We start from the raw sequence: 21,066 nt of genomic DNA on the forward strand, positions 1-21,066 counted from the left end.
TTCCAATGACCCTCCACGGTTGAGCCGTGGGCTTTCACATCAGACTTAAAGGACCGTCTGCGCGCGCTTTACGCCCAATAATTCCGGACAACGCTTGCCACCTACGTATTACCGCGGCTGCTGGCACGTAGTTAGCCGTGGCTTTCTAACCAGGTACCGTCAAGGTACGGCAGTTACTCCCGTACTTATTCTTCCCTCGCAACAGAGCTTTACGATCCGAAAACCTTCTTCGCTCACGCGGCGTTGCTCCATCAGACTTTCGTCCATTGTGGAAGATTCCCTACTGCTGCCTCCCGTAGGAGTCTGGGCCGTGTCTCAGTCCCAGTGTGGCCGATCACCCTCTCAGGTCGGCTACGCATCGTCGCCTTGGTAGGCCATTACCCCACCAACAAGCTAATGCGCCGCGGGCCCATCCTGCAGTGACAGCCGAAACCGTCTTTCAGAGTTCTTCCATGCGGAAGAACCGATTATTCGGTATTAGCCCCGGTTTCCCGGAGTTATCCCCATCTGCAGGGCAGGTTGCCCACGTGTTACTCACCCGTCCGCCGCTAATATCAGGGAGCAAGCTCCCATCAATTCGCTCGACTTGCATGTATTAGGCACGCCGCCAGCGTTCGTCCTGAGCCAGGATCAAACTCTCCATAAAAGAGAAATTCGAATAGCTCGAGTTTCTTGCTGGCATCATTTAAGATGTCAATTTCGAATCCGAAGATTCGTTTTGTTCTTTTCACCGACAGGGTCGGCTCCAGAACTTTATTTGTTGACGTTTTGCTGTTCAGTTTTCAAGGTTCATAAGTGGAGCCTAGCGGGGATCGAACCGCTGACCTCCTGCGTGCAAGGCAGGCGCTCTCCCAGCTGAGCTAAGGCCCCATAAGAAGTGGTCGGGAAGACAGGATTCGAACCTGCGACCCCTTGGTCCCAAACCAAGTGCTCTACCAAGCTGAGCTACTTCCCGATTAAAATATAAAAATGGCGCGCCCGGCAGAAGTCGAATCCACAACCTTCTGATCCGTAGTCAGACGCTCTATCCAATTGAGCTACGGGCACATCTTATAATAAAATTGGTGCCGAGAACCGGAATCGAACCGGTACGGTAGTCACCTACCGCAGGATTTTAAGTCCTGTGCGTCTGCCAGTTCCGCCACCCCGGCTTAAGAAAGTGGAGCGGAAGACGGGATTCGAACCCGCGACCCCGACCTTGGCAAGGTCGTATTCTACCACTGAACTACTTCCGCATGAAAAGTGCGGGTGAAGGGAGTCGAACCCCCACGCCTTACGGCATAGATCCTAAGTCTAGCGTGTCTGCCAGTTCCACCACACCCGCGTATTCATATCAAGACAAAAGTCAAGAAAAATGGTGAGCCATGCAGGATTCGAACCTGCGACCCTCTGATTAAAAGTCAGATGCTCTACCAACTGAGCTAATGGCTCTAAAAAGTGGTGCCGGCGAAAGGACTTGAACCCTCAACCTACTGATTACAAGTCAGTTGCTCTACCAGTTGAGCTACACCGGCACATAATACATAAATTAAAGTAATATGGTGGAGGATGACGGGTTCGAACCGCCGACCCCCTGCTTGTAAGGCAGGTGCTCTCCCAGCTGAGCTAATCCTCCATTTTATATAAATTATTATCATTTTATAAAGAAATGATATGCCCGGCGACGTCCTACTCTCACAGGGGGAAGCCCCCTACTACCATCGGCGCTGAAGAGCTTAACTTCCGTGTTCGGGATGGGAACGGGTGTGACCTCTTCGCCTTCGTCACCAGACTTTTAATATTCTTTTTGAAAGAACATTAATTATTATATCAACTTCTCAATAATATGCAAGTACTTTTTTCAATAAAAAAAATTTTTTTGAACGATGCTTGTTCGTTCAAAACCGGATAAAAGAGACATTGTTGCTACTTCAAGTTCAACCATACTTTATAACTTAAGGTTAAGTCCTCGATCGATTAGTATCCGTCAGCTGCACGTGTCGCCACGCTTCCACCCGGACCTATCCACCTCATCATCTTTGAGGATCTTACTTACAAATGTAATGGGAAATCTCATCTTGAGGGGGGCTTCATGCTTAGATGCTTTCAGCATTTATCCCGTCCACACATAGCTACCCAGCGATGCCTTTGGCAAGACAACTGGTACACCAGCGGTGTGTCCATCCCGGTCCTCTCGTACTAAGGACAGCTCCTCTCAAATTTCCTGCGCCCGCGACGGATAGGGACCGAACTGTCTCACGACGTTCTGAACCCAGCTCGCGTACCGCTTTAATGGGCGAACAGCCCAACCCTTGGGACCGACTACAGCCCCAGGATGCGATGAGCCGACATCGAGGTGCCAAACCTCCCCGTCGATGTGGACTCTTGGGGGAGATAAGCCTGTTATCCCCGGGTAGCTTTTATCCGTTGAGCGATGGCCCTTCCATGCGGAACCACCGGATCACTAAGCCCGTCTTTCGACCCTGCTCGACTTGTAGGTCTCGCAGTCAAGCTCCCTTATGCCTTTGCACTCTACGAATGATGTCCAACCATTCTGAGGGAACCTTTGGGCGCCTCCGTTACACTTTAGGAGGCGACCGCCCCAGTCAAACTGCCCACCTGACACTGTCCTGCCGGATCACGGGCAAGGGTTAGAAGTCCAATACAGCCAGGGTAGTATCCCACCATTGCCTCCTCCGAAGCTGGCGCTCCGGATTCCAAGGCTCCTACCTATCCTGTACAGGCTGCACCGGAATTCAATATCAGGCTACAGTAAAGCTCCACGGGGTCTTTCCGTCCTGTCGCGGGTAATGCGCATCTTCACGCATATTATAATTTCACCGAGTCTCTGTTGAGACAGTGCCCAGATCGTTACGCCTTTCGTGCGGGTTGGAACTTACCCGACAAGGAATTTCGCTACCTTAGGACCGTTATAGTTACGGCCGCCGTTTACTGGGGCTTCAATTCAAAGCTTCGCTTGCGCTGACCTCTCCTCTTAACCTTCCAGCACCGGGCAGGCGTCAGCCCCTATACGTCACCTTACGGTTTTGCAGAGACCTGTGTTTTTGCTACAGTCGCCTGGGCCTATTCACTGCGGCTCTCTGGGCTTTAACACCCTACCAGAGCACCCCTTCTCCGAAGTTACGGGGTCATTTTGCCGAGTTCCTTAACGAGAGTTCTCTCGATCACCTTAGGATTCTCTCCTCGCCTACCTGTGTCGGTTTGCGGTACGGGCACCTCCCGCCTCGCTAGAGGCTTTTCTTGGCAGTGTGAAATCAGGGACTCCGGGGATAATTTCCCTCGCTATCACAGCTCAATGTTATAGGAACGGGATTTGCCTCGTTCCACACCTCACTGCTTAGACGCGCATGACCAACAGCGCGCTCACCCTATCCTTCTGCGTCCCCCCATTGCTGATAACGGCGGGGAGGTGGTACAGGAATATCAACCTGTTATCCATCGTCTACGCCTTTCGGCCTCGACTTAGGTCCCGACTAACCCTGAGCGGACGAGCCTTCCTCAGGAAACCTTAGGCATTCGGTGGAAGGGATTCTCACCCTTCTTTCGCTACTCATACCGGCATTCTCACTTCCAAGCGCTCCACCAGTCCTTACGGTCTAGCTTCAACGCCCTTGGAACGCTCTCCTACCACTGACATCAAAGATGTCAATCCGCAGTTTCGGTGATCCGTTTAGCCCCGGTACATTTTCGGCGCAGCGCCACTCGACCAGTGAGCTATTACGCACTCTTTAAATGGTGGCTGCTTCTAAGCCAACATCCTGGTTGTCTGGGCAGCGCCACATCCTTTTCCACTTAACGGATACTTGGGGACCTTAACTGGCGGTCTGGGCTGTTTCCCTCTCGACTACGGATCTTATCACCCGCAGTCTGACTCCCAAACATAAATCATCGGCATTCGGAGTTTGTCTGAATTCGGTAACCCGGGATGGGCCCCTAGTCCAAACAGTGCTCTACCTCCGAGATTCTTTGTTTGAGGCTAGCCCTAAAGCTATTTCGGAGAGAACCAGCTATCTCCAGGTTCGATTGGAATTTCACCGCTACCCACACCTCATCCCCGCACTTTTCAACGTACGTGGGTTCGGGCCTCCAGTAAGTGTTACCTTACCTTCACCCTGGACATGGGTAGATCACCTGGTTTCGGGTCTACGACCCATACTCATTCGCCCTATTCAGACTCGCTTTCGCTGCGGCTCCGCATTCTCTGCTTAACCTTGCATGGAATCGTAACTCGCCGGTTCATTCTACAAAAGGCACGCCATCACCCATTAACGGGCTCTGACAACTTGTAGGCACACGGTTTCAGGATCTATTTCACTCCCCTTCCGGGGTGCTTTTCACCTTTCCCTCACGGTACTGGTTCACTATCGGTCACTAGAGAGTATTTAGCCTTGGGAGATGGTCCTCCCGGATTCCGACGGAATTTCACGTGTTCCGCCGTACTCAGGATCCACTCTGGAGAGGATGGACTTTCGACTACGGGGCTTTTACCCGCTATGGCAGACCTTTCCAGGTCGCTTCGTCTAATCCATCCCTTTGTAACTCCGTATAGAGTGTCCTACAACCCCAGGAAGCAAGCTTCCTGGTTTGGGCTCTTCCCGTTTCGCTCGCCGCTACTAAGGGAATCGATTTTTCTTTCTCTTCCTCCGGGTACTTAGATGTTTCAGTTCTCCGGGTGTGCCTCGTTCACGCTATGTATTCACGTGAACGTACTGCCCCATTACGGGCAGTGGGTTTCCCCATTCGGAAATCTTCGGATCATAGCTTACTTACAGCTCCCCGAAGCATATCGGTGTTAGTGCCGTCCTTCATAGGCTTCTAGTGCCAAGGCATCCGCCGTGCGCCCTTTCTAACTTAACCTTTATACGGTTTTCGACACATTAAATGCGTCTAAGTACCGTTGGTTGATTACCATTGTATAGCGATATACGTTGGTAATCGTTAAAAAAGTATAAATCAATCACAAAAGTGATCAACTCGGTTGATTACTTGATGTTTTGTTGCTTCAATGTCGTTTTATCCAGTTTTCAAAGAACAAGTTTTGAAAGTCATCATCATAGAAGATGAACCTTCAAAACTGAACGCAAAACGTCAACGTATGAACCCAAGGTTCATATTCCGTAATTATCCTTAGAAAGGAGGTGATCCAGCCGCACCTTCCGATACGGCTACCTTGTTACGACTTCACCCCAATCATCTGTCCCACCTTCGGCGGCTGGCTCCCGTAAGGGTTACCCCACCGACTTCGGGTGTTACAAACTCTCGTGGTGTGACGGGCGGTGTGTACAAGACCCGGGAACGTATTCACCGTGGCATGCTGATCCACGATTACTAGCGATTCCGGCTTCATGCAGGCGAGTTGCAGCCTGCAATCCGAACTGGGAACGATTTTATGGGATTGGCTCCCCCTCGCGGGTTCGCAGCCCTTTGTATCGTCCATTGTAGCACGTGTGTAGCCCAGGTCATAAGGGGCATGATGATTTGACGTCATCCCCACCTTCCTCCGGTTTGTCACCGGCAGTCACCTTAGAGTGCCCAACTGAATGCTGGCAACTAAGATCAAGGGTTGCGCTCGTTGCGGGACTTAACCCAACATCTCACGACACGAGCTGACGACAACCATGCACCACCTGTCACCGCTGTCCCCGAAGGGAAAGACATGTCTCCATGCCGGTCAGCGGGATGTCAAGACCTGGTAAGGTTCTTCGCGTTGCTTCGAATTAAACCACATGCTCCACCGCTTGTGCGGGTCCCCGTCAATTCCTTTGAGTTTCAGCCTTGCGGCCGTACTCCCCAGGCGGAGTGCTTAATGCGTTAGCTGCAGCACTAAGGGGCGGAAACCCCCTAACACTTAGCACTCATCGTTTACGGCGTGGACTACCAGGGTATCTAATCCTGTTTGCTCCCCACGCTTTCGCGCCTCAACGTCAGTTACAGACCAGAAAGTCGCCTTCGCCACTGGTGTTCCTCCACATCTCTACGCATTTCACCGCTACACGTGGAATTCCACTTTCCTCTTCTGTACTCAAGTCCTCCAGTTTCCAATGACCCTCCACGGTTGAGCCGTGGGCTTTCACATCAGACTTAAAGGACCGTCTGCGCGCGCTTTACGCCCAATAATTCCGGACAACGCTTGCCACCTACGTATTACCGCGGCTGCTGGCACGTAGTTAGCCGTGGCTTTCTAACGAGGTACCGTCAAGGTACGGCAGTTACTTCCGTACTTATTCTTCCCTCGCAACAGAGCTTTACGATCCGAAAACCTTCTTCGCTCACGCGGCGTTGCTCCATCAGACTTTCGTCCATTGTGGAAGATTCCCTACTGCTGCCTCCCGTAGGAGTCTGGGCCGTGTCTCAGTCCCAGTGTGGCCGATCACCCTCTCAGGTCGGCTACGCATCGTCGCCTTGGTAGGCCATTACCCCACCAACAAGCTAATGCGCCGCGGGCCCATCCTGCAGTGACAGCCGAAACCGTCTTTCAGAGTTCTTCCATGCGGAAGAACCGATTATTCGGTATTAGCCCCGGTTTCCCGGAGTTATCCCCATCTGCAGGGCAGGTTGCCCACGTGTTACTCACCCGTCCGCCGCTAATATCAGGGAGCAAGCTCCCATCAATTCGCTCGACTTGCATGTATTAGGCACGCCGCCAGCGTTCGTCCTGAGCCAGGATCAAACTCTCCATAAAAGAGAAATTCGAATAGCTCGAGTTTCTTGCTGGCATCATTTAAGATGTCAATTTCGAATCCGAAGATTCGTTTTGTTCTTTTCACCGACAGGGTCGGCTCCAGAACTTTATTTGTTGACGTTTTGCTGTTCAGTTTTCAAGGTTCATTTGTTTGCCGCTCCGTTAGAAGCAACTCTTATATAATACCACGCTGTGATTTCGATGTCAATAACTATTTTAGAAAAATTTTAAGCTGTTTCGAAGTAGTTATTCACTTATCGGAAACGCAACGTTATTTACTATATCAGCTTGTCTTTTTTAATGCAACACTTTTATCGTAAAAAGAATTTTCTTTTATTAGCACAGATAATTAAAGCCGCGCGAAGCTTATTCAAACTGTCTTCACGCGGCATTTGTTTACTCTTTTGAACGCATTTGAGGGAATAGAAGGATGTCACGGATTGATTGTGCATTCGTCAACAGCATAACCAGACGATCGACGCCGATTCCTAATCCACCTGTTGGAGGTAAACCGTATTCCAATGCCTCGACGAAATCTTCATCCATTTCATGCGCTTCGTCATTACCTTGTTCCTTTTCAACTAATTGAGCTTCGAAACGTTGACGCTGATCGATTGGATCATTTAATTCCGTAAAGGCATTCGCGTGCTCACGTCTTACGATAAACAACTCAAAACGATCTGTGAACCTACCATCTTCAGGATTCTTCTTAGCTAATGGAGAGATTTCAACTGGGTGCCCATAAATGAATGTTGGTTGAACAAGTTGCTCTTCCACTTTCTGTTCAAAGAATTCATTCAGGATATGACCGACTTCCATCATGTTTTGAATCTCTACGCCGTGCTCTTTCGCATGGGCACGAGCTTCTTCAACGGACATCTCTTTCCAGAAATCTACGCCTGTATATTCTTTAACCGCGTCTGCCATATGCAGTCGTTTCCAACCTGGAGATAGATCAATGATGTCTTCACCGTATTTCACTTGCGTTGTGCCCAATACCTCTTGTGCGATATGAGCAATCAAATTCTCCGTAAGTTCCATGATGTCTTTATAATCCGCATACGCCTCATATAGTTCAATCATTGTGAATTCAGGGTTATGACGAGTCGAAATTCCCTCGTTACGGAAAACGCGACCGATTTCATAAACCTTTTCAAGGCCACCTACAATTAGGCGTTTCAAGTGAAGCTCGATTGCAATACGCATATATAGCTCCATATCTAACGCGTTATGATGCGTAATGAACGGACGTGCTGTCGCTCCCCCAGCGATGGAATGAAGCATCGGCGTTTCAACTTCAAGGAATCCTTGGTCATCGAGATAGCGGCGCATTGATTGGATAATACGGCTTCTCGTAATGAACGTTTCTCTGCTTTCTGCAGAAGAGATCAAATCAAGATATCTTTGACGATAGCGTTGCTCGACGTCTTTCAATCCGTGAAATTTATCTGGCAGAGGACGCAGAGCTTTAGTAAGGAATGTGAACTCGGTTGCTTTTATTGAAAGTTCTCCAACCTTCGTTTTGAATACATTCCCTTTAATTCCTACGATATCGCCTAAGTCGGCCTTATCAAATAGTTCATAAGCTTTTTCACCCACCGCATCTTGACGAACGTAAATTTGGATTTGGCCGCCGAGGTCTTGAATATGCGCGAACCCTGCTTTCCCTTTTCCACGTTTCGTCATGATACGTCCAGCAATTTTCACTTCATGGACCGTTTCTTCCAACTCTTCTTTTGAAAGGCTGTCAAAGCTTTCACGAATTTCATTGGATAGGTGTGTTCTTTCATATCTTGCGCCAAATGGGTCCAGCCCATTTTCCCGCAGTTCATCCATCTTCTGGCGTCTCACCAGAAGCTGATCGTTCAATTCATCCAAATGGGACATTTCATTCACTCCTTCATAGTTATCCCTCACGCCGGATGGCATGTTCCTATTGTACACAATTCCTTCTTATTATGTAAAAAAAGCCGCCACTTCGAATGGCGGATAGTTCATTTACCTTCATTCAGGAAATGTTCGACTCCCTCAACTTTTCTCCAGCGAATAACGCCGCCATCATCGATAGGCACACCTACAAGATTTGGTGCAATTTCCATCAGAGGCACAAGAACAAATGCCCGCTCATCCATTCTTGGGTGAGGAACCGTCAAGTTCTCTGATTCAATATTGTCGTTATTATAGAGCAAAATGTCAAGGTCTACAGTCCGAGGACCCCATCTGATTTCCCGAACACGCCCCAAATCATTTTCGATTCCCTGGCATACACCTAATAATTCAAAAGGGTTGAGCGAAGTTTCCAAACGCACGACCAAGTTCAAGAAGTTTGCCTGATTGGTATATCCAACTGGCTCCGTTTCATATACAGAGGAAATCCCAGTCACTTCAATTTCATCGTGCAAATGAAGTAAGCGGACCGCCTCAGTCAAATGCTGCAACCGATCCCCGATATTTGACCCGATTGATAGATAAGCAATGTTCATACGAATTGCCCTCTTGTAATATCGACAGATACGGATGCGTAATGACCGCGTATCGGAGGATCGGGTTTGATCAACACTACACGGATTCCTTTTACTTGAGCAGCGAATCTCCCCATTACCGAACTCGCAATCTCCTCCGCAACGGACTCGATTAACTTACGTGGTTCTCCTTCAACGACCGAACGGCAAACATCGAATACTTCGGCATAATTGACCGTTTTCTGCAAATCATCCGTCACCCCAGCCTCCGTTAAATCGACTGCGAGTGATACATTTGCCCGAAAGCGCTGACCTAATACCGTTTCTTCCCTTAATGCACCATGATAGCCGTAAAACTCCATTTCATTCAAATGAATATAATCCATCCCGAGTCCCACCTTCTTCTATTAATTGACGCCTACTTTGTTTGTCAGTACGTCCATCATTTTCACCATGCGGGAAATCTGTTTAACATCATGCACGCGCACAATATGGCATCCGTGTTCGATGCCGTAGCAAACCGTGGCCCCTGTTCCTTCCATTCGTTCATTGACCGGTAGATCCAATATATTACCGATCATCCTCTTCCTCGAAGTGGCTAATAGAAGCGGATACCCCATATCGGAAATCCGTTGCAACCCTTGCATCGCCAACACGTTTTGTGCAGTGTCCTTTGCGAACCCGATACCGGGGTCGAGCCAAATGTTCCCTTCAGACACACCTGCGTTACGTGCAATCGCAATACTTCCCTCTAAATCCGCAATCACCTCATCCATGAATGGACCTGCATATTCCGCCACTTCGCGATTATGCATAAGAATGATTGGCGCACTGAATTTCGCCGCTACTTCTGCTATTTTAGGTTCCCGCTTAGCCCCCCACACATCATTGATAATATGCGCGCCGGCATTAAGCGCGGCCTCCGCCACGTCCGCTTTATATGTATCTATTGAAATGACACAGTCCAACTCACGCGCAAGCGCTTCAATTACTGGAACCGTCCGTTCAAGCTCCATCTCAAGCGTTACAGGTGCGTGCCCGGGACGCGTTGACTCCCCACCAACATCAATAATTTTCGCTCCGTCCCGTACCATTTCCTCCGCGTGCTTTAGTGCAGCGTCAATCCGTCCGTATTTGCCGCCATCGGAAAAGGAATCCGGAGTGACATTCAAAATGCCCATCACAACCGTCTCCGTTTTAAAGTCCAGAACCGTATTCCCAAATCGATATAAATCTTTTGCTTTCGTTAATTCCACAAATTTAACCTTCTTTCATTCTTTCTACAGCCTGCACATATAGATTGTGCAATTTTTGATAATATACCCCCGAAGCACCCGGCAAAGAGACTCGCCGACCATCGACAAAGGGACGAGCTCTTGGACTGCATTCGTAACGAACACTTCATCCGCCTGCTCCAATTCCCCCTTTGTAAATAATCCTTCTTGGACAACCATACCGAGGCTTGAAGCAAGCTTCAAAATAAATGCCCGCGTGATGCCGGGTAAAATACCCGTCTCTATTGAAGGAGTGAATAATTCTTTTTCCTTTATCCAAAAGACATTTGATGTAACACCTTCCGCTACAAATCCCTCACTCGTAACAAACAAGCCCTCTTGCTCTCTTAGCGAAGGCAGTTCCAGCCGTCCCCGAACATTGTTCAAGAAGTTATGAGACTTATGTCGAATCCGGCTTTCCGGAATATTTCTTTCAGTATCCAACCAAACCGCTCTCTTTTCTGTCCCACGAGGTGAAACCACCAACTCTTTCCTGAACAAGATGATGTTTGGCGACATGTATTCGGATGGACCTAATCCAATATCATGAACACCTGCAGACACATTCAACCGAAAATAGCCATCTTGCCCGCCAGATTTTTCATGCAGGTCGTGAATGACATCGGCAATTTCCCGGTCTGTGTACGGCATTAAAATTCGATATTCATCCAATGCCTCACGTAGCCTGTCCATATGTTCTTGGTATAAAAACACAAGCCCCTCATACGTCCGGAAAGTCTCGAAAAAACCAGCGCCATATAAGAAACCGTGATCGAACGGGGAGATACGCAGTTCTTCAGCTTTTATATATTCTCCATTCATCCAACAAGTCATATGGACCCTCCTACCTTTCAGGCATTCGTTTCAGCCATTTCCTTCGCCTGCCAAAGCGCCTTCGCTTTATTCAACGATTCAACATATTCGTCCACGGGAACTGAATCTGCGACAAGTCCGGCACCCGCTTGGATATGGGCAATGCCATCCTTTATAAACGCCGTCCGAATGACGATATTCAATTCCATATCTCCATTAAAGCCGATCCATCCGATCGAGCCAGTATAGAGACCTCTTCTTGTCGGCTCTAACTCTTCAATGATTTCCATGGTCCTTAGTTTCGGGGAACCCGTGATTGAGCCACCAGGGAATACACCTTTAATAATCGCTGCATTGGATAATTCCGGAAACGCAGTTCCACGAATATTTGACACGAGATGCATGACATGGGAATAGCGTTCAATTACCATGAATTCGTTCGTTTCAACCGTACCCTTCGTGCAAACACGTTCAAAGTCTTCAAGTTCTTGCTCGACAAGCATAATATGCTCGCCTTTCTCCTTTTCATTTGAAAGCAAGTCGTTTTCCAATGCATCATCTTCCGATTGTGTAGTACCTCTCGGACGCGTCCCTCCAATTGGACGTGTGCTCAACTCGGTTCCTCGTTTTTTCAGCAGTAATTCAGGTGAACCGGAGACAACGGCAAAGTCCTCAGCACCAATCATCGCCATATACGGAGATGGATTGAAAGAACGTAATGCCTCGTACATGGATAGTGGCTCCGCAGAGAGCTTATTGGATTGCCGAACGGATAGGTTTACTTGATTCACTTCATCTTGCGCAATATACTGTTGCACATCGCGCACCATCTGTTCAAACTGAGGTCCTGTAACGGAAACATCCACTTTTTCAGGTCTTCCCGCATCAGTTGCAGTACCTTCCGATGCATGAATCCGTTTTCCTTCTCCTACAGCAGCGGCTTCCAACCATTCCCGTTCGATTTCAGAAACATCCAATCCCCGTCCGGGCAATGTCATGAAATAGACCGTTTCCTCTTCCAAGTCCAGCACTGCCCAACGGTCGAATAAATAAAAGTAGATATCCGGCGTTCCAAGATCGTCCTTGGCAATTGCCGGAATTGGTTCGTAGGTCCGTGCATAATCATAACTGATAAACCCCATGACGCCCCCTTGGAATTCCGGTAGTTCAGGAAGACTTCCCATTTTCATAGACTCTACAAATCCCACTAAAAGTTCAAGAGGCTCGCCTACTCTAACTTCCGTTGCACCATCCCGCCATTGAAATTCCAACTGACACTCTGTTGCTCTCAACGTTACAAGTGGATTTACCCAGCCATGCTTAACTTTCCTGTTCGCCCGCTTTCGAGCAAGAGGTGTTTTTCCGTAGTTTCTGCAAGTTCTTTATATGCGTAAAAAAACTGTTCCTTCGTCATTTTCACTTTCTTGTAATCCGGAAACAATCTATCCATTTTCGTTTTCCCCAACACTCATAATAATCTAATCTTACAGTGCGAAGACTCGTTTACGCTACAAAAAGGAATACAAAAAGGAGAGCCTGTTTAGCTCTCCCTTTTGCATAACATATTTATTCCTCGTCAAATTGGTAAAGTGGAGTACTTAAATAACGCTCACCGTTCGACGGAAGGATTGCCACTACTTTCTTTCCTTTACCAAGCTTTTCTGCTACCTGAAGTGCCGCAAATATAGCAGCGCCGGATGAAACACCACCTAATATTCCTTCTTCTCGCGCAGCGCGTCTTGCAGTATCATACGCTTCGTCGTTTGACACTTGGATAATTTCATCATAAATATCCGTGTCGAGAACTTTAGGAACAAAGCCTGCCCCGATACCTTGAATTTTATGAGGCCCTGGTTTCCCTCCAGAAAGCACTGGTGAATCAGTCGGTTCAACAGCGATTATTTTAACTTCGGGGAATCGTTCTTTTAATACACTACCTACCCCTGTAATCGTGCCGCCCGTTCCGATTCCTGAAATGAATGCATCCACACGGTCTAACGCATCAGCAATTTCAGGACCTGTTGTTAGACGGTGGATTTCCGGATTTGCTTCGTTATTGAATTGTTGCGGCATGAACCAACCGTTCTTCTCAGAAAGTTCTTCTGCTTTGGCGATTGCGCCCTTCATCCCTTCAGCACCAGGCGTAAGGACAAGGTCAGCACCATAAGCACGCAATAGATTCCGACGTTCAAGGCTCATCGTATCCGGCATGACAAGAACAGCATTGTAACCTTTTGCAGCTGCAATCATCGCAAGCCCAATGCCTGTATTACCGCTCGTCGGCTCGATAATTGTACTTCCTTCTTTCAACTCCCCTGACTTTTCAGCGGCTTCAATCATAGCAAGCGCAATCCGATCCTTAACACTTGAACCCGGATTGAAATACTCAAGTTTTAAATAAACATCCGCACTATCCGGCTTCGCCATACGATTAACTTTCACAAGCGGTGTTTGCCCAACGAGATCTGCAATTGTATTACCAACTCTACTCATCTAACCCCACTCCTAATCCCTACTTATTTGATATGTTTTATAGTATTAATCATACTACCTTATTGTGAGTATCGTCAATAAATAATATCTATTTCTAACTTTCCCTGTTTTAGACCCACTAATCCAAAAAAGCTAACTGCAAGCTCCTTCGAACAAAGGCGCCTACAATTAGCTTTTACTTACCATAAAACCATTTTGCATCAAATTCTTTCCAAAACGCCTCAGGAAGAACCAATTGCGACAACTGCTCAATCGTTAGCTCCCGTTTAATATGTTCTTTCACTTCATCAAAAGTGAATTCCCTACCGTTTATCACTTCATTCACTTGAACAATGGCATATGTACCGTCTTTCAGACCGACCGCATCGCCGACTCTGCCTTCCTTCAATTGGGAAGCAGCTTTGTAAATCGCAGGGTCGATTGTTTCCGTATCGGCATTGATGTAGCCGATATCCCCACCAAGATTAGCTGATGTTAAGTCCATTGAAACCTCTTTTGCTAACGCGTCAAAGCTTGAGCCCTTCGACAACTCACTTAAAGCCCGTTCCGCTTCCTTTTTGGATGGAACGACAATGATGGATGTCCGATAAGCAGTTAAAATAGTATAAAGGGATTCATTTTCATCATAGAAAGATTTCACCGTCGCATCGTCAATGACTACGTCATTTGACAAAACCTTTTCCAAAGTGACCGTTGACCGTATTCTTTGCCGTATTTGCTCGAGATCCAGTCCAGAATATGTATGACCATCTACGGATGTGATTAATGCGAGTTCAAGTTCGAGTTCCTTTTCACTCACTTCGATGCCATATTTTGCAGCGGCCGTCTCCATCACCTTGTTGTTCACAAGCTCCCGAAGTACATCTCGACCTACTGCCTTTTCCATCGCAGTCATCCACTGTTCTCTTGTGATAGGATCGCCCGCGACCGAAGCAACCACTTCATCAGGTTGCTTCAGTTTTTTATCCGGTATCAGCCATCCAACGAACCAGAAGACATTTCCTATAAAAAGGATAGCGATTAAAACAAGTAATGGCTTCGTTTTTAATTTCCTTTTTTGGACTGTTTCTTGAGGATTACGATTGTGACCGTATTTCATCGATAAATCCTTCTAAATCTTCCTTCGAATAAACATACTTCTCCAGACAGAAATGGCATTCCGCTTCAGCCTGACCATCTTCGTCAATCATTTCACGAATTTCTTGTTCGCCAAGTCCAATAATCGCATTCCCAAAGCGCTCCCTCGAACAGTTGCACTTGAAAGCCACATCCATCTTTTCAAGGACTTCCACATGATCGGCACCCAATACTTCATTCAAAACTTCTTCAGGTGTCAATCCGCGGTCAATCATACGCGAAATCGGTTCAATGTTCGCAAGCTTCTTCTCAAGCTGGCTAATTGTTTCTTCCGTTGCACCTGGCATTACCTGAATGATGAAACCTCCAGCCGCTTTTACAGTATTGTCCGGGTTTACAAGTACTCCAAGCGCCACCGCAGAAGGAACTTGCTCGGAGACAACAAAATATTGGGTGAAGTCCTCCGCAATTTCACCGGAAACAATCGGAACTTGGCCTGTGAAGAAGTCACGGAGTCCAAGGTCTTTAACTACAGTCAACATCCCTTCCGTACCAACCACGCGTCGAACATCCAATTTGCCATTTTCATTCAACTCAAAATGCGTTTGCGGATGCGTGATGTATCCCCTGACTTCGCCGCGCGCGTTCGCATCAACGACAATCGGGCCAGCCGGTCCGTTTCCTTCAATTTTCACTGTCAGTTTGTCATTTCCTTTTAGCATTGCACCCATCATGAGTCCAGCTGTCATCGTTCTACCTAAAGCTGCAGTTGCAGTCGGCCATACTTGGTGCCGTCTTTGCCCCTCTGCCACAGCATTTGTTGAATCGACCGCATATGCACGGATCGTACCTTCAAAAGCCAAAGCTTTTATTAAATAATCATTCATGTAATTCTTCTCCTTTCAGACATTTCTTTCGTAGATTAGATGAAGCCCCTTCAATGTCAGGAAATTGTCTACGACATCAATCACATTCGTCTCACTTGCTATCAATTCTGCAAGACCACCTGTAGCGATGACCGTCGGTTCCACCTTACTTTGTGCTTTCATCCTACCAACGATACCTTCTACAAGCCCAACATAACCAAATATAATTCCGGATTGCATTGCTGATACGGTATTTTTTCCGACAACATGCTCCGGGCGAACCAACTCGACACGAGGCAATTTGGATGCCCGATCGAATAGCGCTTCCATTGAAATACCGATACCAGGTGCAATAGAACCACCCATATATTCATTTTTTTCATTCACATAACAGAACGTCGTCGCAGTTCCGAAGTCTACGATAATGAGTGGACCGTCCTGTTCTTCTATAGCTGCAACCGCATTGACAATTCGGTCTGCGCCTACTTCACGCGGATTTTCATATTTAATATTCAAACCTGTCTTGACCCCCGGTCCAACAATTAACGGGCGGATATCAAAATACTTTTTACACATTTGCTCTAGCGGGAACATTACTGGTGGAACGACGGAAGAGATAATAATTCCGTTAATATCGTCAAAATTTAAGCCTACATGGGAAAATAGCGATTTTACAGACATGGCATATTCATCTTCTGTTCTGTGTCGATACGTCTCCATACGCCAATGATATTTCAACTCTCCTTGATCATAGACGCCAAGGACGATATTCGTATTACCGGTATCCAATACTAAGATCATTTTCTTTTCCTCGCTAACATTCGTCATTTTCCAAAACATCATAACAAAAGCGAAGGGTGGCGTCCAGCATCGACAGGCGTTGGAGGCCTTGAAAAAAAGGCGCTTTTTGCCTTTTCTTTCAAGACCGAAACGACCGAGATGGTGCCACCTGGAGCTGGATGAAACAAAAGCAGAAGGTGGCGTCCAGCATCGAAAGGTGTTGGAGGCTCGCCAAATCAATATACAACTTTGGTAATGTTTGATATTTTATGGGAAATAATCGAGCTATTATTTTGCTGTTAGATATAAAAATAAAAACAGTCGACTGCCTATTAAAGCAGTCGACCATTATTTTATTTACAATCAGTCTCTTCTTTGTTCATCAATCGGAGGAAGGGGTGTGTCACCGCCACGGTTCTCCTTCGGAAGATCTGCAATGGATGGATCTGCAGGTGCGCCAGTTGAATCAGGGTTAACTGTATCTTTTTCCGATTCTGCGTCCGCTTCTTCCGACTTCTCTTCCACTTTACCATTTCCGTTTTGCTCGTATGGACGATCTGGCAAAGTTCCATGGTCCTTCAAGTGGTTGATTTGCTCAGCATCCAACGTTTCAACTTCAAGAAGTGTCGTTGCGATCAAATCAAGTAATTCACGGTTCTCCGTAAGAATTTTTCTTGTGCGTTCGTATTGTCCCTTGATGATGCTTTGCATTTCTTGGTCGATTTCGTAAGCAATCGATTCAGAGTAGTTCTGCTCCGAATTGAAATCTCTGCCAAGGAATACGTTGCCGCCTTGCGCTGAGCCGAATTGCATCGGACCAAGCTTGTCGCTCATTCCGTACTCCGTCACCATAGAACGCGCAATGCCTGTCGCTCGTTGGAAGTCGTTATGCGCTCCCGTAGACACTTCACCAAGTACAATCTCCTCTGCCACACGTCCGCCAAGAAGACCTGCAACCTTATCAAGCAACTCAGGTTTCGTCATGAAGTAACGGTCCTCTTTCGGAAGCATCACAGCATAACCACCCGCTTGGCCCCGAGGAACGATTGTTACTTTATGGACAATTTCGGCGTCATCCAATATTAGGCCGACAACAACGTGCCCTGCCTCGTGGAATGCAACAATGTTTCTTTCCTTATCGGAAATAACACGGCTTGTTTTCGCAGGACCTGCAATAACACGGTCTGTCGCTTCATCAATATCCGCCATGTCAATCTTCGTTTTACCGCGTCTTGCCGCAACAAGTGCAGCCTCATTCAATAGGTTCTCAAGATCTGCACCTGAGAATCCAGGTGTACGTTGAGCAAGTGCCTTCATATTGACTGTGTCGTCAAGGGGCTTGTTTCGTGCATGCACCTTAAGTACAGCTTCACGGCCTTTGACATCCGGACGACCAACAGTAATTTGACGGTCAAAACGTCCTGGACGAAGAAGCGCTGGATCCAGAATATCCGGACGGTTTGTTGCGGCAACGATGATAATTCCTTCGTTTCCATCGAACCCATCCATCTCAACCAATAGTTGGTTCAATGTCTGTTCACGCTCATCATGGCCGCCACCAAGACCGGCGCCACGTTGACGCCCAACTGCGTCGATTTCATCAATGAAGATGATACATGGTGCATTCTTTTTCGCATTTTCGAACAAGTCACGAACACGGGATGCCCCGACCCCGACGAACATCTCAACGAAATCCGATCCGGAAATCGAGAAGAACGGAACGCCGGCTTCACCAGCAACTGCTCGCGCCAAAAGTGTCTTACCCGTCCCTGGAGGACCGACTAATAAAATACCTTTTGGAATACGTGCCCCAAGTTCAGCAAACTTACGTGAATCCTTAAGGAAGTCTACAACTTCTTCAAGCTCGGCCTTCTCTTCATCAGCACCCGCAACATCCGTAAAACGGACTTTCTTGCGGTCATCCGAATGAAGCTTCGCCTTACTCTTACCAAAGTTCATGACACGGCCGCCACCGCCACCTTGTGCTTGATTCAACAAGAAGAAGAATAGGATGATAATAATGATGAAAGGAACTAAGCCTGTGAAGAAGGCAACCCAAGCACTTGTTTCAGGTGCTTTTTGGACGTTGAATTTCGGGTTGTTCTTTTTTCCGACAGCATCAATCGTACGGAGTTGTTCCGTGATGGTCGTGTCGTTTGCCAGGATATTCGTGGTGAATTTTTCACCCTCCTCATACCCTTTCATGACCCCTTCGACAGTCAAAACGCCGGCGACTGGCTGAACCGAAATCCATTCAATATCGCCTTTTTCCAAAGCCTCGTAAAACTCATTCGTTGGAATCTCTTTTGTTTTCGGATTCGGATTATTTAGTGAACTGAAAATCCCCATAATTGCAAGGAAGATCAATCCGTATAGTAGAAAGTATCGAAGTATACGATTCATCCCAAGCCTCCTCATTTCTTTCAACAGAAAACTATTGTAAATCTTATCATATAACAGATTCAACCTACAAAGGAAATGCCTTACTTATTAAGGCTCATTTCATAGGCAAACGTACCTGTCCGCGCATGCACCGGCTTCGCAACAAAGTTACATAGAATGTAAAACTTTTAGACACAAATGGAAAAAGCTTTCCATCGCCCCTTGATAAAGGTTTGTTGAAAAGCTTTCAGAAAGAGTAGATTTCCTTTTTCAATACACCGATATAAGGTAAATTTCTATATTTTTCTGCATAATCAAGTCCATAACCAACAACAAATGCATCCGGAACTAAGAAGCCAACATAATCCGCCTTCAAATCCACTTTTCGACCCGTTGGTTTATCAAGTAACGTTACAATCTTAATGGATTTCGCTTTCCGGTATTTGAAAAGTTCGACTAAGTAATTCAATGTCTTTCCGCTATCGATTATGTCCTCAATGATTAATACATCACGTCCCTCGACGCTTGTATTCAAGTCTTTGACAATTTTCACTTCGCCTGAGGATACTGTTGCGTTTCCGTAGCTGAGACATCCATGAAATCTAACTCGATATATGCATCTACACGTTTGATAAGATCGCTCATGAAAGGTAATGCACCTTTAAGAACGCCGATAGCAAGCGGAAATTTGTCTTGATAATCCGCTGTAAGCACAGCACCAAGCTCCGCAACTTTCTCTTGAATTTCTGCTTCTGTAATTAACACTTCTTCGATATCCTTTTGTAACATCGAAAGCCCTCTTTTCTGCATAAAGTCTTTATAATTTCTTAAACCTAAATATGTACTTTTCCCGTTCTGTCCTCTTACTTTTGAACCGGATGCCGTACCGTACGCCAGGAATGGCGCAAATTTCGTCTTTTGAAGTTGTGACGATAGGCAGTTTTAGACGTTTTTCCACACCGATCTTCTCGTCAATGAACAATCTTGACAAACGCTTCTCATGGTCCATCCCGGGAAGCAAGATCCATCCCCATCTTTCCTACTTCTTAAATAGAGCGGTAAATCATGGTCCGGCATATCAAAATATCGATATTCACAAGCTCCCTTGTCTACCCTGTCTACATCATCCCAAGACAATAGCATATTGCCCCATCTTACCCATTCACCCTTCGGTAGTATGCACCGTTCGGAAAAATGGTCTTTTCCTGCCTTCATAATTGAAACCTTGTCATATTCCCTAACGAAACGGAATCCTCTTGGAAGGTCAATTGTACTATTACCGTGACTCACAGACAAATGATGATGCAGTTGGTCTAATAATGCTGAATTATATTCAACGGATATACTTTCCCCAGCATAAAGATAATTCAATAGTAGTGGAATGAAACGCTTTTGTAAAGCAGTGTGCATGTCAGCAAACATATTAGTATCGAAGGTCGGATACCCATCTTCCGTAAAGGACACGATTGAATTGAATCTTTCGTTTGCCAAGTTAGCCAAAAGTGCTTCATCCTGTTGCAAATCGGCAGTCATTTTAACGGCATTGACTGCCGCGGCAGGGTTTTCAGACAAAATAATTGGTGCAACATGATGTCGCAATCTGTTGCGTAAATACGCATCACTTTCATTACTTGGATCTTCCCTGAACTGCTTGTCCCGCTCTTTCAAATAGGCAAGCAGTTCTTCCTTCATAACGGGAAGAAATGGCCTGATCACTGTCCCTCCATCCATTTCTCTTTTATCGAAATACCCGTAGGAACGCTTCCCTTGGATAATTGCATCAGCACTGTCTCCAACTGATCTTCAGCATGATGGGCAGTCGTTAGGCAATCATACCCTTCCTTTTCATCACCTCGCTGAAGAAAGCATACCTGCCTGAACGACAGATATCCTGGACATCCCCCCTTTTTCGTTCAGGATTGCGGGAACAGGAACATGTCCTCCGAAAAAGGGGATGCCTAAGTCTTCACATAGACCTTTCACGAAGCGCCCGTCCTCCGCTGATTCTTCACCTCGCAACATATGATCGACATGGATGCCGGCCACATCCACCTGTAAGTTTTTAAATGTTTCTGCGGCAAAAACCAACAGTGCCACTGAATCTATTCCGCCGAACAGGCAACAAGCACCCTTTGGCCTGGACGTAATAGGTTCTCGCGTTCTATAAAATCGAGGATTTTTCGTTGAAACACCTGCATTCTTTTGTTCCTCCAATCAATTACACATGACACATGAAT

General features: G+C 46.8%; 16 protein-coding genes, 9 tRNA genes, 4 rRNA genes and 1 pseudogene (1 of these 30 cut by a window edge). All 30 read right to left on the bottom strand.

Going from position 1 to position 21,066, the window contains the following annotated elements:
• A 16S ribosomal RNA gene (locus QNH10_RS02130) occupies positions 1-646 on the bottom strand (it extends 905 nt beyond the left edge of the window).
• Between the two features lie 150 nt (positions 647-796).
• A tRNA-Ala gene (locus QNH10_RS02135) sits at positions 797-870 on the bottom strand.
• 8 nt (positions 871-878) lie between these two features.
• Positions 879-955: transfer RNA gene (locus QNH10_RS02140), tRNA-Pro, on the bottom strand.
• A 15-nt stretch (positions 956-970) separates the two neighbouring features.
• Positions 971-1,047 (bottom strand) — tRNA-Arg (locus QNH10_RS02145).
• A 15-nt stretch (positions 1,048-1,062) separates the two neighbouring features.
• Positions 1,063-1,151: transfer RNA gene (locus QNH10_RS02150), tRNA-Leu, on the bottom strand.
• Between the two features lie 9 nt (positions 1,152-1,160).
• Positions 1,161-1,235, bottom strand: a tRNA-Gly gene (locus QNH10_RS02155).
• Positions 1,236-1,243: 8 nt separating this feature from the next.
• Positions 1,244-1,324 (bottom strand) — tRNA-Leu (locus QNH10_RS02160).
• Between the two features lie 31 nt (positions 1,325-1,355).
• Positions 1,356-1,431, bottom strand: a tRNA-Lys gene (locus QNH10_RS02165).
• Positions 1,432-1,438: 7 nt separating this feature from the next.
• A tRNA-Thr gene (locus QNH10_RS02170) sits at positions 1,439-1,514 on the bottom strand.
• A 25-nt stretch (positions 1,515-1,539) separates the two neighbouring features.
• A tRNA-Val gene (locus QNH10_RS02175) sits at positions 1,540-1,615 on the bottom strand.
• A 40-nt stretch (positions 1,616-1,655) separates the two neighbouring features.
• Positions 1,656-1,771: ribosomal RNA gene (rrf, locus tag QNH10_RS02180) — 5S ribosomal RNA — on the bottom strand.
• Between the two features lie 165 nt (positions 1,772-1,936).
• Positions 1,937-4,857 (bottom strand): 23S ribosomal RNA (locus tag QNH10_RS02185).
• 274 nt (positions 4,858-5,131) lie between these two features.
• Positions 5,132-6,682 (bottom strand): 16S ribosomal RNA (locus QNH10_RS02190).
• The 16S, 23S and 5S rRNA genes sit together here with 9 tRNA genes alongside, the layout of an rRNA operon.
• Before the next feature lie 396 nt (positions 6,683-7,078).
• On the bottom strand, positions 7,079-8,569 hold the full coding sequence (lysS, locus tag QNH10_RS02195; RefSeq protein ID WP_283734546.1) for a lysine--tRNA ligase: 1,491 nt from the start codon (positions 8,567-8,569) through the stop codon (positions 7,079-7,081).
• Between the two features lie 107 nt (positions 8,570-8,676).
• A complete protein-coding gene (folK, locus tag QNH10_RS02200; RefSeq protein WP_283733355.1) occupies positions 8,677-9,165 on the bottom strand; it encodes a 2-amino-4-hydroxy-6-hydroxymethyldihydropteridine diphosphokinase in 489 nt (162 codons plus the stop codon).
• A complete protein-coding gene (gene folB / locus QNH10_RS02205) occupies positions 9,162-9,530 on the bottom strand; it encodes a dihydroneopterin aldolase (protein ID WP_283733356.1) in 369 nt (122 codons plus the stop codon). The genes folK and folB overlap by 4 nt, the downstream gene beginning before the upstream one ends.
• A gap of 21 nt (positions 9,531-9,551) precedes the next feature.
• Entirely contained in the window at positions 9,552-10,400 is an 849-nt protein-coding gene (folP, locus tag QNH10_RS02210) for a dihydropteroate synthase (RefSeq protein ID WP_381428124.1), read from the bottom strand.
• Positions 10,401-10,424: 24 nt separating this feature from the next.
• Complete coding sequence (gene pabC, locus QNH10_RS02215) at positions 10,425-11,252, bottom strand: aminodeoxychorismate lyase (protein ID WP_347177962.1); 828 nt, start codon at positions 11,250-11,252, stop codon at positions 10,425-10,427.
• 17 nt (positions 11,253-11,269) lie between these two features.
• Positions 11,270-12,502: an anthranilate synthase component I family protein gene (locus QNH10_RS02220; RefSeq protein ID WP_347177963.1), complete on the bottom strand. Its 1,233-nt coding sequence runs from the start codon at positions 12,500-12,502 to the stop codon at positions 11,270-11,272.
• A 35-nt stretch (positions 12,503-12,537) separates the two neighbouring features.
• Positions 12,538-12,681, bottom strand: a complete 144-nt coding sequence (locus QNH10_RS20370; protein ID WP_347177964.1) for a hypothetical protein — start codon at positions 12,679-12,681, stop codon at positions 12,538-12,540.
• Between the two features lie 116 nt (positions 12,682-12,797).
• Positions 12,798-13,724: a cysteine synthase A gene (gene cysK / locus QNH10_RS02225; protein ID WP_283733357.1), complete on the bottom strand. Its 927-nt coding sequence runs from the start codon at positions 13,722-13,724 to the stop codon at positions 12,798-12,800.
• 175 nt (positions 13,725-13,899) lie between these two features.
• Positions 13,900-14,823 carry a peptidylprolyl isomerase gene (locus QNH10_RS02230; protein ID WP_283733358.1) on the bottom strand — a complete coding sequence of 308 codons (924 nt, stop codon included), beginning with the start codon at positions 14,821-14,823 and terminating at the stop codon, positions 13,900-13,902.
• A complete protein-coding gene (gene hslO / locus QNH10_RS02235; RefSeq protein ID WP_283733359.1) occupies positions 14,801-15,688 on the bottom strand; it encodes an Hsp33 family molecular chaperone HslO in 888 nt (295 codons plus the stop codon). Before hslO ends, QNH10_RS02230 begins: the two co-directional genes overlap by 23 nt.
• 15 nt (positions 15,689-15,703) lie before the next feature.
• The gene (locus QNH10_RS02240; RefSeq protein ID WP_283734548.1) at positions 15,704-16,468 is read right to left on the bottom strand and encodes a type III pantothenate kinase; all 765 of its coding nucleotides are present in this window, start codon (positions 16,466-16,468) and stop codon (positions 15,704-15,706) included.
• 342 nt (positions 16,469-16,810) lie between these two features.
• Complete coding sequence (gene ftsH / locus QNH10_RS02245; protein WP_283733360.1) at positions 16,811-18,850, bottom strand: ATP-dependent zinc metalloprotease FtsH; 2,040 nt, start codon at positions 18,848-18,850, stop codon at positions 16,811-16,813.
• A 226-nt stretch (positions 18,851-19,076) separates the two neighbouring features.
• Positions 19,077-19,484, bottom strand: coding sequence for a hypoxanthine phosphoribosyltransferase (hpt, locus tag QNH10_RS02250; RefSeq protein WP_347178037.1), 408 nt, complete (start codon positions 19,482-19,484; stop codon positions 19,077-19,079).
• Positions 19,379-19,618, bottom strand: coding sequence for a phosphoribosyltransferase (locus QNH10_RS02255; RefSeq protein ID WP_283733361.1), 240 nt, complete (start codon positions 19,616-19,618; stop codon positions 19,379-19,381). The genes hpt and QNH10_RS02255 overlap by 106 nt, the downstream gene beginning before the upstream one ends.
• 28 nt (positions 19,619-19,646) lie before the next feature.
• Positions 19,647-19,838, bottom strand: coding sequence for a tRNA lysidine(34) synthetase TilS (tilS, locus tag QNH10_RS20995; protein WP_430541109.1), 192 nt, complete (start codon positions 19,836-19,838; stop codon positions 19,647-19,649).
• A pseudogene (locus tag QNH10_RS02260) lies at positions 19,772-20,715 on the bottom strand (tRNA lysidine(34) synthetase). Before QNH10_RS02260 ends, tilS begins: the two are co-directional and overlap by 67 nt.
• Positions 20,678-20,926 (bottom strand): PP-loop family protein, encoded by a 249-nt coding sequence (locus QNH10_RS02265; RefSeq protein ID WP_283733362.1) that lies wholly within the window; start codon positions 20,924-20,926, stop codon positions 20,678-20,680. The pseudogene QNH10_RS02260 and the gene QNH10_RS02265 overlap by 38 nt, the downstream one beginning before the upstream one ends.
• Positions 20,927-21,066: the final 140 nt, after the last annotated feature.

The organism is Sporosarcina thermotolerans, assembly GCF_030067815.1.
Taxonomy (GTDB): domain Bacteria; phylum Bacillota; class Bacilli; order Bacillales_A; family Planococcaceae; genus Sporosarcina; species Sporosarcina thermotolerans.